13 protein-coding genes are annotated in these 15,482 nt (G+C 64.2%); 12 read left to right on the top strand and 1 reads right to left on the bottom strand.

Annotated elements, in window-relative coordinates; genetic code table 11:
• The first annotated feature begins 151 nt into the window (after window positions 1–151).
• The gene (locus tag ABIG06_RS05880) at window positions 152–916 is read left to right on the top strand and encodes a serine O-acetyltransferase (RefSeq protein WP_370134995.1); all 765 of its coding nucleotides are present in this window, start codon (window positions 152–154) and stop codon (window positions 914–916) included.
• 7 nt (window positions 917–923) lie between these two features.
• Here ABIG06_RS05880 and ABIG06_RS05875 read toward each other — a convergent pair whose 3' ends face one another.
• Entirely contained in the window at window positions 924–1,442 is a 519-nt protein-coding gene (locus ABIG06_RS05875; protein WP_370134992.1) for a DUF2231 domain-containing protein, read from the bottom strand.
• A 258-nt stretch (window positions 1,443–1,700) separates the two neighbouring features.
• On the opposite strand from ABIG06_RS05875, the gene ABIG06_RS05870 reads away from it, so the two are divergent.
• From ABIG06_RS05870 to ftsH, 11 genes are all read left to right on the top strand, one after another.
• Window positions 1,701–2,228 carry a flavodoxin family protein gene (locus ABIG06_RS05870; protein WP_370134989.1) on the top strand — a complete coding sequence of 176 codons (528 nt, stop codon included), beginning with the start codon at window positions 1,701–1,703 and terminating at the stop codon, window positions 2,226–2,228.
• 453 nt (window positions 2,229–2,681) lie between these two features.
• Entirely contained in the window at window positions 2,682–3,398 is a 717-nt protein-coding gene (gene tolQ, locus ABIG06_RS05865) for a protein TolQ (RefSeq protein WP_028180156.1), read from the top strand.
• Window positions 3,399–3,543: 145 nt separating this feature from the next.
• Entirely contained in the window at window positions 3,544–3,993 is a 450-nt protein-coding gene (tolR, locus tag ABIG06_RS05860) for a protein TolR (protein ID WP_124159110.1), read from the top strand.
• Window positions 3,994–3,996: 3 nt separating this feature from the next.
• Entirely contained in the window at window positions 3,997–4,956 is a 960-nt protein-coding gene (locus ABIG06_RS05855) for a protein TolA (RefSeq protein WP_370134987.1), read from the top strand.
• 41 nt (window positions 4,957–4,997) lie between these two features.
• Entirely contained in the window at window positions 4,998–6,341 is a 1,344-nt protein-coding gene (tolB, locus tag ABIG06_RS05850; RefSeq protein WP_370134984.1) for a Tol-Pal system beta propeller repeat protein TolB, read from the top strand.
• A gap of 257 nt (window positions 6,342–6,598) precedes the next feature.
• Window positions 6,599–8,929 (top strand): putative bifunctional diguanylate cyclase/phosphodiesterase, encoded by a 2,331-nt coding sequence (locus tag ABIG06_RS05845; protein ID WP_370134982.1) that lies wholly within the window; start codon window positions 6,599–6,601, stop codon window positions 8,927–8,929.
• 159 nt (window positions 8,930–9,088) lie between these two features.
• Entirely contained in the window at window positions 9,089–9,850 is a 762-nt protein-coding gene (locus ABIG06_RS05840) for an N-acyl amino acid synthase FeeM domain-containing protein (protein ID WP_124159106.1), read from the top strand.
• Between the two features lie 244 nt (window positions 9,851–10,094).
• Window positions 10,095–10,583, top strand: a complete 489-nt coding sequence (gene pal / locus ABIG06_RS05835; RefSeq protein ID WP_035704649.1) for a peptidoglycan-associated lipoprotein Pal — start codon at window positions 10,095–10,097, stop codon at window positions 10,581–10,583.
• A 187-nt stretch (window positions 10,584–10,770) separates the two neighbouring features.
• Complete coding sequence (gene ybgF, locus ABIG06_RS05830; RefSeq protein WP_370134977.1) at window positions 10,771–11,829, top strand: tol-pal system protein YbgF; 1,059 nt, start codon at window positions 10,771–10,773, stop codon at window positions 11,827–11,829.
• A gap of 169 nt (window positions 11,830–11,998) precedes the next feature.
• Window positions 11,999–13,087: a tRNA lysidine(34) synthetase TilS gene (gene tilS / locus ABIG06_RS05825; RefSeq protein ID WP_370134975.1), complete on the top strand. Its 1,089-nt coding sequence runs from the start codon at window positions 11,999–12,001 to the stop codon at window positions 13,085–13,087.
• Between the two features lie 278 nt (window positions 13,088–13,365).
• On the top strand, window positions 13,366–15,288 hold the full coding sequence (ftsH, locus tag ABIG06_RS05820; RefSeq protein WP_124159103.1) for an ATP-dependent zinc metalloprotease FtsH: 1,923 nt from the start codon (window positions 13,366–13,368) through the stop codon (window positions 15,286–15,288).
• Window positions 15,289–15,482: the final 194 nt, after the last annotated feature.

Genomic DNA, 15,482 nt, shown 5'->3' with positions numbered 1-15,482 from the left:
CGCAGGCGGGCGGTTTGGTTTTGGCGTGTTCGCGCCAGCGGGAGAGGCCGGATAGCCACGCGAGAGGACGCGCATCCCGTGGGCACCGCTGGCGCCTTGATCCGGACCGCCTATATTCGCCGTCACAGATGCACGCGGATCGGAGGCGACGGTGGCGGAAGCTGCGATAGACGCGAGCGACGACCTCTGGCAGGCGATCCGCCGCGAGGCCCGGCGTGCGGCAGCTGCCGATCCCGTATTCGGCAAGGCTGTTGCCGGCGCTATCCTCGCTCATGACGATTTTGTCGCCGCTCTGGCCGATCTGATCGGACGGCGGCTTGGCAGCGGCGCCGAACGCGCGCGCTTCACATCCTGTTCTCGCGACGCCTTTCACCGCGAGCCGGGCCTGATCGAAGCTGCCGGCAGGGACCTGGCGTCCATCGCGCGCCGCGACCCCGCTGTCACCGACCTGCTGCCACCACTGCTGCACTACAAGGGTTACATCGCGCTGCAAGCCTGGCGTGCCTCGAACTGGCTCTGGCGTCATGATCATCGCGACGCGGCGCTGCTGTTTCAGAACGAGGCGTCGAACGTGCTTCAGGTCAGCATTCATCCGGCTGCCAGCATTGGGTCCGCCGTCTATCTGGACCACGCCACCGGCATTGTGATCGGCGCCAACGTCGTGATCGGCGACGACGTCACCATCCTCCAGAACGTCAGCATCGGCCGCGGCAGCGAACTGCCGGCGCGCTCGCCGCGCATCGGACGCGGCGTCTACATCGGTGCGGGCGCGAGCATCCTCGGCGACATCAGCATCGGCGATTCTGCAAAGATCGGCGCCGGCACTGTTGTGACGGGCGACGTCCCCGCCGGCTGCACAGCGATCGGCAATCCTGCGCGACTGACCAACTGTCCCGAGTCCGCCTCGGCGGCTTGAGGCGCCCTCAGGCGGCGCGGCGGCGACTTTCGCCGCCATGATGCGGCGTGACCGGCTCCGAACTGGTCTGGCCCGGCGCATCCAGCACTGCGACGTGATGCCGGTAAACCATCTCCCAGCCCTTCCATCCGGTGAACAGGAGAATGCCGACCACGACCAGTGAAAGCACGACGCCCCATGGCGTGATCGCGGTCTCCGTGCCTTGCGCATAGCGGAGATAGAAATTGACCAGGGCCAGCGCGACTGCGACGAGATTGCCGATCATGTGGTACCAGGCATCGTTGAGCCGGCGAATGCGGGGCTCGCTGAAGAAGTCCGTAAAGCCGGCCGTGGCAGCAACGAGCGCCATGATGATGCCGGCGCCGATCAGCCACATCGCGGCGCGTGCCCAGAACGCGTCGCCGGTTCCGATGAAGGCCAGATCGGCGATGGGCGCGCCGACCAGGAACGCGACGGGAAACGGGATGATCATGGGGTGGAGCGGGTGATCGCCGATAGCGGCGGTCGTCTTGGGGTTGATGGTCATGGCAAAGCCTCGCCGAAGGTGATTTTCGGGACAATTCTGCGGGTGCAGGGCTGGTTCCTCCGGCACACGCGATGTGTTCCGTCCACAGGGAGGAGGGAGCGGACCGTGTTCGGGGCGTGCGGCGCTCGCACGTCAGGTCGTACGGCAAGATGTTTCAAGCCCGGCACGCATCATCGACGCGTTCTCGGCGCCTGTTGACGTGAATCAAGCCGCGCGCATCGTGAACGCGATGTAGTCCGTCAGGCACAGGCGAGGAGCATGGCGATGGCGAAGGCAAGGATTCTCGTGGTCTATTATTCCCGGACCGGCACGACGCGCAAAGTTGCTCAATCCCTGTCGGCTGCGCTGTCCTGCGACATTGAAGAGATCACCGAGGCTGGTAGCCGCAGTGGGATATTCGGCTATCTGCGCTCGGCCATGGAAGCGCGACGGCAGATCCCATCGCGCATCGCCGCGCCCCTCAGGGATCCATCTCTCTACGATCTCGTTGTGATCGGAACGCCGGTCTGGGCCTGGTCGCTCTCTTCGCCCGTCCGTGCCTACTTGCTCGCAAACAGGCCGAAACTCCCCGAGGTGGCATTCTTCTGTACGCTTGGCGGGGCCGGCAGCGATCAGGTCTTCGGCCAGATGCGGGAGCTCGTCGGCAAGCAGCCCCTTGACTGTCTTTCCATCACTGCGCGCGACGTGGCATCGGCGAATGACGCACCCCGGCTCGCCACTTTCGTTGAGGCCATACAGCGGGCCATTGGGAACGGGCGCAGCAGTGCAGCGACGAACGCCGCCTGAGGGAATGCTCGTTCAGCGGTCTGGAAGACAAGGAAGCGGTCTTTAGGCGCGTGCCGAGTGAGGTCACGCGGAGCTCAAACCCGGTTCCGGGACCGCGCGTCTTGCCCTCGATTTCCTCGGCCGGATGCCGCCGCCCCTGGGCTGCCGGGCCAAATCCCTGGTCCGCCTGCCTTTCCGGCAGCCAAATTTGCTGCCGGTAACCCCGCATTAACCAACGCCGGGCTCTGGTAATTGCGGACAGTCGCGCCCAAAGCCGTGTCGAGGCCCATAGTTTTGACATCTTGGCGGGGAATGCAGGCGGCCGGCTTTGGACGAGCCCTGCACCCCAGAAAGAACAAGGCTTTGAGCGGATTTGCCGGCCGCGCCGGCTCTAGTGCGGCTGTTGGGGAACACCGGCAGCGATTTGCTGGCCGAAGGACATTAGGTGACGATCGCCTTGAGAGGATACTGCTTATGAATCCGGCCGACGTGGCTCAGTCAGCCCTTCCGGTTGCCGCCTCCGCCGACGTGTCGCTGATTGCGCTGTTTTGGCAGGCTCACTGGATCGTGAAAGCGGTGATGCTGGGACTTCTGTCCTGCTCGGTCTGGGTCTGGGCGATCGCCATCGACAAGATCTTTCTTTACGCGCGCACCCGGCGCTCGATGGACCGATTCGAGCAGGCGTTCTGGTCCGGCGAGTCGATCGAGGAGCTCTATCGCACGCTCTCGGCCAAGCCGACGCATTCCATGGCGGCCTGTTTCGTGGCGGCGATGCGCGAGTGGAAACGTTCTTTCGAAAGCCATGCGCGGTCGGTCGCGGGCCTGCAGATGCGCATCGACAAGGTGATGAACGTCTCGATCGCGCGCGAGGTCGAACGGCTGGAACGCAGGCTGCTGGTGCTCGCAACCGTCGGCTCCGCCGGCCCCTTCGTCGGCCTGTTCGGCACGGTCTGGGGCATCATGTCCAGCTTCCAGTCGATCGCGGCGTCGAAAAATACCTCTCTGGCGGTTGTCGCCCCCGGTATCGCGGAGGCGCTGTTTGCGACCGCCGTCGGCCTTATCGCCGCCATTCCTGCCACTATTTTCTACAATAAGTTCACGTCCGAGGTGAACCGGCAGGCCCAGCGGCTGGAGGGCTTCGCTGATGAATTTTCAGCCATTCTCTCGCGTCAGATCGACGAGCGGGGCTGACGGACGGCATGTATGGAGCGTTGTCGAGCGAAGTGGATACCGGTTCGCGTAAAGAAAACGCGTCAGGACAAGAATCCAGAGCCCCGTTCCGATTTCATCGGAGCGGAATTGGCTCTACTGTGAAGGGCAATTTGGGCACCATACCATGGGCATGAACGTCGCAAGTTCATCCGGAGGCGGCGGACGCCGCGGCCGGCGCAAGCCCGTTGTGGCCGAGATCAACGTCACGCCGATGGTCGACGTGATGCTGGTGCTGCTCATCATCTTTATGGTGTCGGCGCCGATGTTGACCGTCGGCGTGCCGCTCGACCTGCCTCAGACCCAGGCCAAGAGCCTCGAAAACAACGACCAGAAGCCGATCCAGATGTCGGTCGACATCAAGGGCAAGGTGTTCATCAATGATGCCGAGATCGCGCTGAACGAGCTGGTGCCGAAGCTCAAGGCGATCACGGATGCACGCGGCGGGCTCGAGGAACGCATCTATCTGCGCGCCGACAAGAAGGCGGATTACGGGACGGTGGCCAAGGTCATGGGGCTGTTGTCCGGCGCCGGCTTCAAAAAGCTGGCCCTCGTCACGGAAGCGGATCAGGGGTAACCGGTGAAGGTGAACGTCGACAAGACACTCGTTGCGTCGATTGCCCTCCATGTCCTCGTGCTTGGATGGGGGCTCGTCACCTTTAGCAGCAAGGCCTACGTCGCGCCGGAGGAGTCGCTCCCGGTCGACATCATCTCCACCGATCAGCTCGCCAAGATGATGGCAGGCCAGAAGACCGGGAAGAAGGAAGAGCCGAAGCCCAAGGTCGAGAAGATCGCGGAACCGAAGCCGGAGGATGACGCCGTCGGCAAAGTCACCGAGAAGAAAGAGCTGATCAAGACCAGTTCGCAGCCGGAGCCGCCGCCGAAGCCCGTCGAGAAGCCGGTCGAGAAGAAGCCGGAGCCGCCGAAGCCCGTGGCGGAGGCCAAGCCGAAGGAAGAGCCGAAGCCGCAGGAAAAGAAGCCTGATCCGGCCAAGGAAGATCCGTTGGCCGAGCTCATGAAGAAACAGGAGACCAAGAAGCCGCCGCCGAAGCCCGTGGAGCAGAAGGTCGCGGCGGTGCAACCGCAGCAGCAGCCGAAGCCCAAGGAGCGCACCTTTGATCCCGCGCAGATCCAGCGCGACCTCGACAAGCGTGCCGCGACCCGGCACGAACTCGCCGGCTCGGCACTGAACGCGTCGGCTTCGCTGGGAGCGGCGACCGGGACTGCGGCAAACAATGTTGCGACCTGGCGCGGTGCATTCCAGGGCGCGGTCAAGCGCTGCTTCACGCCCACCTATAACGGGCAGGACGCCGATCAATATGAAGCCGACATCGACATTCCCATGAAGATCGATGGGTCGCTCGCGTCCGAGCCGATCGTCGTCGCGGTGAGGGGACCGTCGCGCTCGATCGCGCAGGCGGTGGCGGAGAGTGCCAAGCGCGCCATCGTGCAGTGCCAGATCTATTCCTTCATGCCGAAGCAGCAATACGAGAGCTGGAAGCTCATCCCCATGACTTTCGGCCTGAAAGACATGTTGTGACATCCGAACAAAAGAATTTTGCGATGAATGACGCTCGATCAATGAACCGCCGCCGCTTCATGACCCTGACCGGGTCGACGCTCGCGATGCTCGGCGGCGGACACGCCTTCGCGCAGAGTCAGCCGCGCCTTCGCATCGATCCCACCGAATTCCAGCCGATCCCGATCGCGATCTCCAACTTCGTGCCGGGCTCGCCGTCCGACGGCGATGTCGGCAACGGCGTCACGCAGGTCATCACCAACAATCTCAAACGCTCGGGCCTGTTCGCCCCGATCGACCAGGCTGCCTTCATCGAGCGCATCAGCAACATCGATGTCGCGCCGCAATTCCAGAACTGGAAGACCCTCAACGCGCAGGCCCTCGTCACCGGCCGCATGACGCGGCAGCCGGACGGCAGGCTCAAGGCCGAATTCCGTCTGTGGGACGTCATCTCCGGCCAGCAGCTTGCGGGACAGCAATATTTCACCTCGCCGGAATATTGGCGCCGCATCGCCCACATCATCTCCGACCAGATCTACGAGCGGATGACCGGCGAGAAGGGCTATTTCGACAGCCGCGTGGTGTTCGTCGACGAGACCGGCCCGAAGGAGCGCCGCGTCAAGCGGCTCGCGATGATGGACCAGGACGGCGCCAACGTGCGCTATCTGACCCGCGGCTCCGACCTCGTGCTAACGCCGCGCTTCTCGCCGAACTCGCAAGAGATCACCTACATGGAGTTCGGCCAGGGCGATCCGAAAGTCTACCTCTTCAACATCGAGACCGGCCAGCGCGAGATCGTCGGCAACTTCCCGGGCATGACCTTTGCCCCGCGCTTTTCGCCGGACGGCCAGCGCGTCATCATGAGCCTTCAGCAGGGCGGCAATTCCAACCTGTTCGTGATGGATCTGCGCTCGCGCTCGACCACGCGTCTCACCGACACGCCGGCGATCGACACGTCTCCGTCTTATTCGCCGGACGGCAACCGCATCTGCTTCGAGTCCGATCGTGGCGGCCGGTCGCAGATCTACGTGATGGCGTCGGGCGGAGGACAGGCGCAGCGCATCTCCTTCTCCAAGGACGACACCAACGCCAGCTATTCGACACCGGTGTGGTCGCCGAAGGGCGATTACATCGCCTTCACCAGGCAAGGTGGCGGGCAGTTCGCGATCGGCGTGATGAAGCCTGATGGTTCCGGCGAGCGGCTGCTCACCTCCGGCTTCCACAATGAAGGCCCGACCTTCTCGCCGAACGGCCGCGTGCTGATGTTCTTCCGCGATCCCGGCGGCAATGGCGGACCGTCGCTGTACTCCGTCGATATCTCCGGCCGCAACGAGCTGAAGGTGCCGACGCCGGGCTTTGCCTCGGACCCCGCGTGGTCGCCGCTGCTGTCTTCGACATCGGGCTGACAAGAGTGCAGCTAAAATATCGCGCGTTCAGACGCGCGATGTTTTCGAAAAAGAGCGCCGATTTTTTCGAGTTCGTGGCGCGAGGCAAGACTTCCTTCACCTTGTGCCCGGCAATGCTTTCCTAGTTGCTTGATATTCAAGCGAAAATCGGTTCGCTATTGCCGAAAAACAACTCGACTTTAACGATGTTCCCTCAGAAAGGCTTCATCTCAGCTGGGGTAGAACTACGCGCTTAAACAGGACGCGCGTAAACCAAGATGCAGTTCGCTAGCCAGAGCGGAGAGCAGGACGAACAGGCCTCGCCGACGATTTCGGCGGCGCTGACCGATTCGCTGTTCGAGGCGCCCGGCACGGTACTTACCGGCATAGTGTTCTCGGCGTTCTCGGCCTCCTTGACGGCGCTCAAGACGGGACAGACGCTGCTTTGGGTATTCGTCCCGCTGCTCATTCTTGCGGGAGCCATACGCGCCTTCGATCTGAGCCGGTACCAGGCCAGAAAGTCGGTTCTGAGCGCAGAACAAGCGGCGCGCTGGCAGCAGCGCTACCAAATCGGAGCGCTCATCCAGGCTGCGGTGATCGGTCTATGGTGCTCCACGACCCTGTTGAGCAATGAGGATGCCATCGCTCACATGATTGCCCTCTCGGTCACTACCGGAATCGTGGCGGGAGGAGCGGGGAGAGCCTACGGACGGCAGTGGATATTTCGTCTGCAAGCCACCTTGATATTCGGCCCGGCCGTGATCGCGCTGGCGCTGCACGCTACACCCTATTACGTGGCGATGTCGGTAGTGTGCGCCGCGTTCCTCATCTCGGTCATGCGGCTCTCCGGCAACCTGCACAGGATATTCTTGCGCGCTGTTGTCGCACGCGAGCGCGAGGCCGCGCTCGCTGGCCAGTTCGACACGGCCCTCAACAACATGCCGCACGGGCTCTGCATGTTTCGCATCGACGGCCAGCTTGCGGTGATGAACCACCGCTTTGGCGCGATGATGAATCTGCCCGACAATCTCACGCAGAACAGCACGACTGCGCGCGACATCATCGCCGCGTGCGTCGAAGCGGGATCGATTTCGGCTGCCAGCGGCGAGGCGATCATCGCCGACATCGAAACAGCGCGGGCGAACGAAATCATCACCACCGACCCCGATCCGCACAGAAATCGTTCGCTGTCATGGACCGTCCAGCCGATGGCCGATGGCGGTGCGGTCCTGCTGCTCGAGGACATCACGGAGCGTCGCAACGCCGAAGCCAGGATCAGCCATCTGGCCCGTTACGACGATCTCACGGCGCTGCCGAACCGTGTCAATTTTCGGGACGAGATCGAACGTTTGCTCGCAATCGCGCGGCATTCGGAAGGTCTGTCGGCTCTGCTCTTCGTCGATCTGGACCAGTTCAAGCAAGTCAACGATACGCTGGGTCATCCCTGCGGCGATCAGCTTCTGTGTGCGGTCGCCAACCGCCTGCGCGAGATGCTGCGCCCCGAGGATTTCGTCGCCCGCTTCGGCGGCGACGAGTTCGTCGTCTTCCAGCAGAACATCTCTTCGCCCGAGGACGCCGCGGCGCTTGCCCGCCGCATCGTCGAGCGGCTGAGCGAACGTTATCGTATCGAAAATCATCTGGTCGAGATCGGCGCCAGCGTCGGCATCGCGCTGACCTCCCCGGGAGAGGTCAGCGCCGATACGCTGCTCAAGAATGCCGACATGGCGCTGTATCGAGCCAAGGCCGACGGCCGCGGCACCTTCTGCTTCTTCCGCGACGAGATGGCGGCGACCGTCGAGGCTCGTCGTATCCTCGAGCTCGACTTGCGCAAGGCGCTCGCCAACGAGGAATTCGAGCTGTTCTACCAACCATTGGTCAATCTGAAGTCCGGCAAGATCACCACGTGCGAGGCGCTGCTGCGCTGGAATCATCCGGTGCGCGGCACGGTGTCGCCGGTCGACATCATCCCGGTCGCCGAGGACATGGGCCTGATCGTCGATCTCGGGCGCTGGATACTGCGCCGCGCCTGCATGGAATGCATGAAGTGGCCGGACGGCGTCAGCGTTGCCGTCAATTTCTCGCCGCAGCAATTCCACCAGCGCGACGTTCTGAGCGAAATCCGCTACGCGCTCGAAGTGTCGGGCCTGCCGGCGCATCGACTAGAGATCGAGATCACCGAGTCATCGCTGCTGCGCAACACCCAGCTCACCCACGACATCCTGTCGCAACTACGCGCGCTCGGCGTGCGTATCTCGCTCGATGATTTCGGCACCGGTTATTCCAGCCTCAGCTACCTGCACAATTTTCCGATGCAGAAAGTGAAGATCGACCGCTCCTTCCTCGAAGGCATCGATACCGACCGGCCGCTGACGCTGCTGCGCGGCGTCGCGCGGCTGTCCGCCGACCTCGGAATGGCCGTGGTGGTCGAAGGTATCGAGACCAACGAACAGCTCGAGCTGATCAGCGCCGACGGCACCGTGACCGAAGGGCAGGGTTATCTGTTCAGCCGGCCCGTTCCGGCGGTTCGCGTCCGCCAATTGCTCAATGCCTCGCATGGCCGTCGTATGCCTGACGACCAGCTCGCCATCGCGTCGTCGCGATCGGCCTGATCCCTTCTGACGGCTTCTTCATCGCAGTCGGTTCTCGGCGGCTCCGTAGTTATGCGGGCCCCCTAAAGTTAACCCTAACAATTCTAAGGCTTTGCAATTTCGTTAACGAACCCTTAATCTGTTACTACTCGCGGAAGTTGCTTGGAGTAGAGGTAGCAGATGAAGTCCGGAGCCGAACCGAGCGCGGCGCTCCTTCCACGCGGCGCCGCGTTGTTTGACCGCATCGATTACCGACTCATCGAAACTCCCGAGGACAAAGACAGCCTCTACTTGATGCGCTACCGCGCCTATCTGCAGGCCGGACTGATCCCTCCGTCGGAGTCGGAGCGGGTGACGGACCGTTTCGACGACGCGCCCAACGTCTGGAATTTCGGCGTCTACGTCGACGACGAACTCTGCAGTGCCGTTCGCATCCACGTTCTGACGTCCGAATGGCGGATGTCCTACACCACGGAGGTGTTCGGCGACGTCCTGCACCCTCGCCTGGACCGGGGCGAGGTTTTTGTCGATCCGTGTCGATTCGTTGCCGATCCCGAAATGCAGCAGCGATTCCCCGAACTGCCTTATCTGACTGTCCGGCTTCCCTTCGTTGCCTGCGAGCATTTCAATGCCGATGTCGGGCTCTCGATGGTGCGGACCGATCATCAGGCGTTCTACCGCCGCGTGTTCCTGTCCGAGACGCTCACTGAGCCGCGTTCATTTCCGGGCTGGCCGACGAAGAAGGCCGTGCTCATGGCCTCGGATTATCCCAAGGTCCGGGAAAAGATCCTGACGCGCTTCCCGATCATGCGTTCCAGCGCGTTTGAGCGGCGCATGCTGTTTACGCGCAGCACCCCGCGCCAGGTTGCCACGCGGCCGGCGCTGCTGGCCACGTCGCGGAACCTGGATGTGGTGGCTCCAGCAGTTGGTTCGGCCTACTAGGGCGGCCACTCTTCTCGTCTCGGCCCAAAATTCCAGCAGAAGCCGGCGTTTTTGCCGGCCGGCACGGCTTGCCTTCACCCTCGCGCCACATTTACAACTCATTAACCATGGCGGTTGCTTTTCGCTGATTGGGGGCATTTGAGCGGCTGAGGCAAGGTTCCGTCAAGGTTGACGGAACGTTCGCTTAACCAACCCCCTGTAGACCGGATAGCAGTGAACTAAACGTGAGCGTGGAGGCTCCGGAATGAAACATCCTATGCGTATCCTCCAGGGATTGAAGCTGGTCGCTGTGCTCGCCGTCGCGCTGTCGATGGGCGCCTGCGCCAACAAGAATGCCGCGACGGATGCGATGGCCAATGCGGCGACGCCCGGCAGCCAGCAGGATTTCGTCGTCAACGTGGGTGACCGCGTGTTCTTCGAAAGCGACCAGACCGACCTGACCCCGCAAGCGATCGTGACCCTGGAGAAGCAGGCGCAGTGGCTCCAGACCTATCCGCGCTACAGCTTCACCATCGAAGGTCATGCCGACGAGCGAGGCACCCGGGAATACAACATCGCGCTCGGCGCAAGGAGAGCCCAGTCGGTGCGCTCGTTCCTGGCCTCGCGCGGCATCGATCCGAACCGCATGCGCACGATCTCCTACGGCAAGGAACGGCCGGTCGCCGTCTGTAACGACATCTCCTGCTGGTCGCAGAACCGTCGCGCCGTCACGGTGCTCAACGCGAGCTCCTGACGTTCAGTCAGGCGCCGTTCAGCTTCGGAAATCGACTATGCCGGCGCCCTCTCGGGCGCCGGTTTCGTTTCAGGATTCTGTGACAGAAACCGCTTTGTACCAGTCACATTTTTGGCGTACTCCACTTCAATGTGGGGCGCGTCGAATGTTCCGTCGCAGGCCATTTCGCTTTTGTCGTCAGGGCAAGATGTCATCCAGATTCAAGGTCTTTACCGGCACCGTGGCGACCGCCGCGCTGCTCTCTTTGTGCTCGCCCGCACTTGCGCAGCCGGTCTTCGCGCAGTCGGATGATGCCGACCCCGAGATGCGGATCGAGCGGCTGGAGAACCAGCTCCGCCAGCTCACCGGACAGAACGAGGAGCTCCAATACCGCAATCGTCAGCTCGAGGAGCGGCTGCGGGCGCTCGAAGGCGGCGCGCAAGGCGCGCCCGCCCAGGCGCCGAACGTTGCGGCGATGCCGCCCGCTCAAATCGCACCAACCCAGGCCGCGCCGGGCTATCGCCAGCAGCAGCCGGCCGTGCAGCCGAATTACGAGCAGCCGCAGATCGCCGCCCCGGCGCCGATCCTTCAGGAGCAGCCGGCGGCCGGTGCACCCGGCATGCGCCGGCGCGGCGATGCGTTCGATCCGAGCCAGAACCCGAACGCGCCGGGCGCGCCGCGCGCCCTCGGCGGCGGACAGCAGCCGCTGCCGGCGGGAGCCGGTGCCGGCGGCCGCAACCCGGGCGAGCCGCTCGACCTCGCCAACACCAGCCCCCGCTACCAGCAAGGCGCGCCGCCAGCCGCGCAGCCCGGCTATCCGCCGGCCCAATCCGGCTATCCTGCGCCGGCCGGCGGCGCCGGCCTGACCACCCTGCCGCCCTCGGCGACGCCGCGCGACGAGTTCGACCTCGGCATCGGCTACATGCAGCGCAAGGACTATGCGCTTGCCGAGCAGACCATGAAGAACTTTGCGCAGAAATTTCCGAGCGACCCGCTCGTCGGGGATGCGCAATACTGGCTCGGCGAGAGCTACTTCCAGCGCCAGCAATATCGCGACTCCGCGGAAGCCTTTCTCGCCGTCACCACCAAATACGAAAAATCGGCCAAGGCGCCGGATGCGCTGCTGCGGCTCGGCCAGTCGCTCGCCGCGCTCAAGGAGAAGGAGGCCGCCTGCGCCGCCTTCGGCGAGGTCGGCCGCAAATATCCGCGCGCCTCCACCGGCGTCAAAGCGGCGGTCGATCGCGAGCAGAAGCGGGTGAAGTGCTAGAAAGTTGAGCGCCGCCGGCTGTCCGCGGTTTCAGCTCTCCCCACGCGGAGAGGTGAACCATCGGCTCGGGTCGATCCGACCAAGGCTTACCCCGTGCCGATGCTGCGTCCAGGCGCTGACAATGCGCATCGCCCTGCGCTAAACAGTCCGCGACTGTCAGGGCCGCGTCATGTCAGACGACGACAACTCTCCAATCTCGGCGCGCGAGGCGAGACGGCTCTTCGCCGGCCTGAAAGCTGCGCCCGCGCTGGTGCTCGCCGTGTCCGGCGGGCCGGACTCGGTCGCGCTGATGTGGCTTGCGGCACGCTGGCGGCGCAGCCTCGCGCGCGGCCCGCTTCTCACCGTCGTCACGATCGATCACGGCCTGCGGCGAGAGGCGGCGCGCGAGGCGCGCGAGGTCAAGCGACTCGCCGCCGAACTCGGATTGCCTCACCGGACCCTGCGCTGGCGCGGCGCAAAGCCGAAGACGGGGCTGCCTGCGGCAGCGCGCGAGGCCCGCTACCGTCTGCTCGCCGAGGCCGCGCGTGCCGCCGGTGCGAGCCACGTGTTGACCGCCCACACCCGCGACGACCAGGCCGAGACGCTGTTGATGCGCCTGTTCCGCGGCAGCGGGCTTGCCGGCTTGTCGGCCATGGCTCCCCTCAGCGAGCGCGACGGAATCGTGCTGGCGCGTCCGCTGCTCGATGTTCCCAAGTCGCAGCTGATCGCGACCCTGAGGCGGGCGAAGGTCGGCTTTGCCGAGGATCCCACCAACCGGGACACCGCCTTCACCCGGCCGCGGCTGCGCGCGCTGCTGCCGCTTCTCGCGGCGGAGGGCGGCGATAGCAGAAATCTGGCGCGGCTCGCGGCAAGGCTGGCGCGGGCCAATGCTGCGGTCGAGGTGCTGGCCGACGGCGCCGAGCGCTTCCTCCGTTTGCGGGATCGCGGCGTTGCGCCGCAAGAAGGCGTCCGAAGCTTCGAGGCCTCGGCTTTTGCGGCTCTGCCCGAAGAGGTCCGGCTGCGGCTCCTGCTGCGGGCCATCAACGCGCTCGGACGTGAGGGGCCGGCGGAACTCGGCAAGGTCGAAACCCTGATGTCCGCATTGGACCAGGCCATATTGGACCAGGACATATTGAACCAGGACATGGCGACAAGTCTCCGCGCCCGCGCGACCGGCCGGCCGGCCCTGAAGCAGACCCTCGCGGGAGCCTTGATCAGCCTTGCCGGCGGGCGTATCCACATCGCGCCGGCACCGGCCCGGCGGCGCACCGGGAGGTGAGCACGAATGAGGGCGGATCATGACACCGGCCGTTTCGCCTTCCGCAGCGTCAGGCCACCTTAACCAGGCCGGAAAAACCCCCGATTGGGCGCCATTATTTGCGCGGGAATCGCGCTAAGATGGGATAAATAGTCCCACCTCGTTCCCTTGGCAGCGACCGGGGCGGCACCTAAATTGTATCCGTCTAACGATGAGGATTCCTTGGGATTTCCTCGCATTGACCAAAGCCACTGCCCAAGGATCAGGGTCGCGATCCGCGCGACCACGAAGGAAGATCGATGAACGCCAATCTGCGCAATTTCGCCCTCTGGGTCATCATTGTCTTGCTGCTGTTGGCGTTGTTCACGCTCTTCCAGAATCCGGGTCAGCGGGCATCGTCGCAGGACATCGCCTTCTCCCAGCTTCTGAGCGAAGTTGACCGCGGCAATGTGCGCGACGTCGTGATCCAGGGGCCTGACATCCATGGCACCTTCACCAACGGCTCGAGCTTCCAGACCTACGCGCCGAACGATCCGACGCTGGTGAAGCGCCTCTATGACAGCAAGGTGCAGATCACCGCGAAGCCGCCGGGTGACAACGTGCCCTGGTTCGTCTCGCTGCTGGTCTCCTGGCTGCCCTTCATCGCGCTGATCGGCGTCTGGATCTTCCTGTCCCGGCAGATGCAGGGCGGCGCCGGCAAGGCGATGGGCTTCGGCAAGTCGCGTGCGAAGATGCTGACGGAGGCCCATGGCCGCGTCACCTTCGAGGACGTCGCCGGCGTCGACGAAGCCAAGCAGGACCTGCAGGAGATCGTCGAATTCCTGCGTGACCCCGGCAAATTCCAGCGCCTCGGCGGCCGCATTCCGCGCGGCGTGCTGCTGGTCGGCCCTCCCGGCACCGGCAAGACCTTGATCGCGCGTGCGGTCGCGGGCGAAGCCAACGTGCCGTTCTTCACCATTTCCGGTTCTGACTTCGTCGAAATGTTCGTCGGCGTCGGCGCGAGCCGTGTCCGCGACATGTTCGAGCAGGCCAAGAAGAACGCGCCCTGCATCATCTTCATCGACGAAATCGACGCCGTCGGTCGTCACCGTGGCGCCGGCCTCGGCGGCGGCAATGACGAGCGCGAGCAGACGCTGAACCAGCTGCTGGTCGAGATGGACGGCTTCGAGGCCAACGAGGGCGTGATCCTGATCGCGGCGACCAACCGCCCCGACGTGCTCGATCCCGCGCTCTTGCGTCCGGGCCGTTTCGACCGCCAGGTCGTGGTGCCAAATCCGGACGTCGTCGGCCGCGAGCAGATCCTCAAGGTTCACGTCCGCAAGGTGCCGCTGGCGCCGGATATCAACCTGAAGACCATCGCGCGCGGCACCCCGGGTTTCTCCGGCGCCGACCTGATGAACCTCGTCAACGAGGCTGCGCTCACCGCCGCCCGCCGCAACAAGCGGATGGTGACCCAGGCCGAGTTCGAGGAGGCCAAGGACAAGGTGATGATGGGCGCCGAGCGCAAGTCGCTCGTCATGACCGAGGAAGAGAAGCTGCTGACGGCCTATCACGAAGGCGGCCACGCCATCGTCGGCCTCAACGTGCCCGCGACCGATCCGATCCACAAGGCGACCATCATTCCGCGCGGCCGTGCGCTGGGCATGGTCATGCAGCTCCCGGAGCGCGACAAGCTGTCGATGTCCCTGGAGCAGATGACCTCGCGGCTCGCCATCATGATGGGCGGCCGTGTCGCCGAAGAGTTGATCTTCGGCCGCGAGAAGGTGACCTCTGGCGCCGCCTCCGACATCGAGCAGGCCACGCGCCTTGCCCGCATGATGGTGACGCGCTGGGGCCTGTCGGAAGAGCTCGGCACCGTCTCCTATGGCGAGAACCAGGACGAAGTCTTCCTGGGCATGTCGGTGTCGCGCACGCAGAACGCGTCCGAGGCGACGGTCCAGAAGATCGATTCCGAGATCAAGCGCCTGGTCGAGGAGGGCTATCAGGAAGCCACCCGCATCCTCACCGAGAAGCGCGCCGACCTCGAAGCGCTCGCCAAGGGCCTGCTCGAATTCGAGACGCTGACCGGCGACGAGATCGTCGATCTGCTCAAGGGCAAGAAGCCGAACCGCGAATCCGTACTCGAGCCCGCCACGCCGCGCGCCTCCGCCGTGCCCCCGGCCGGCAAGTCGCGCCCACGGCCCGATCCGGATCCCGGCCTGGAGCCGCAGCCGCAGGCCTGATCGCAAGCGGCAAACCGAATTGAAGAACGCGGCGGCAACGCCGCGTTTTTTTGGGGCGGCGGCGATCTGCGCCTCGAAGTTCAATCCCGTGCCCCGGAGGCAGCGCGGCTCTACCTTCGCTGTTAGAGCGTTTTCGAGCGAAGTGGACGCCGGTTCGCGTCAAGAAAACGCGTCAAGACAGGAATCTGGAGCCC

Source organism: Bradyrhizobium sp. USDA 326, assembly GCF_049739485.1.
Lineage (GTDB): Bacteria > Pseudomonadota > Alphaproteobacteria > Rhizobiales > Xanthobacteraceae > Bradyrhizobium.
This window is presented reverse-complemented; position numbering and strand designations above follow the sequence as displayed.

Bases quoted from the DNA above. Each gene is read 5' to 3' on its own strand.
- ABIG06_RS05875 (WP_370134992.1), bottom strand. From the start codon at position 1,442: ATGACCATCAACCCCAAGACGACCGCCGCTATCGGCGATCACCCGCTC.
- ABIG06_RS05870 (WP_370134989.1), top strand. From the start codon at position 1,701: ATGGCGATGGCGAAGGCAAGGATTCTCGTGGTCTATTATTCCCGGACC.
- tolQ (WP_028180156.1), top strand. From the start codon at position 2,682: ATGAATCCGGCCGACGTGGCTCAGTCAGCCCTTCCGGTTGCCGCCTCC.
- tolR (WP_124159110.1), top strand. From the start codon at position 3,544: ATGGGCATGAACGTCGCAAGTTCATCCGGAGGCGGCGGACGCCGCGGC.
- tolB (WP_370134984.1), top strand. From the start codon at position 4,998: ATGAACCGCCGCCGCTTCATGACCCTGACCGGGTCGACGCTCGCGATG.
- ABIG06_RS05845 (WP_370134982.1), top strand. From the start codon at position 6,599: ATGCAGTTCGCTAGCCAGAGCGGAGAGCAGGACGAACAGGCCTCGCCG.
- ABIG06_RS05840 (WP_124159106.1), top strand. From the start codon at position 9,089: ATGAAGTCCGGAGCCGAACCGAGCGCGGCGCTCCTTCCACGCGGCGCC.
- pal (WP_035704649.1), top strand. From the start codon at position 10,095: ATGAAACATCCTATGCGTATCCTCCAGGGATTGAAGCTGGTCGCTGTG.
- ybgF (WP_370134977.1), top strand. From the start codon at position 10,771: ATGTCATCCAGATTCAAGGTCTTTACCGGCACCGTGGCGACCGCCGCG.
- tilS (WP_370134975.1), top strand. From the start codon at position 11,999: ATGTCAGACGACGACAACTCTCCAATCTCGGCGCGCGAGGCGAGACGG.
- ftsH (WP_124159103.1), top strand. From the start codon at position 13,366: ATGAACGCCAATCTGCGCAATTTCGCCCTCTGGGTCATCATTGTCTTG.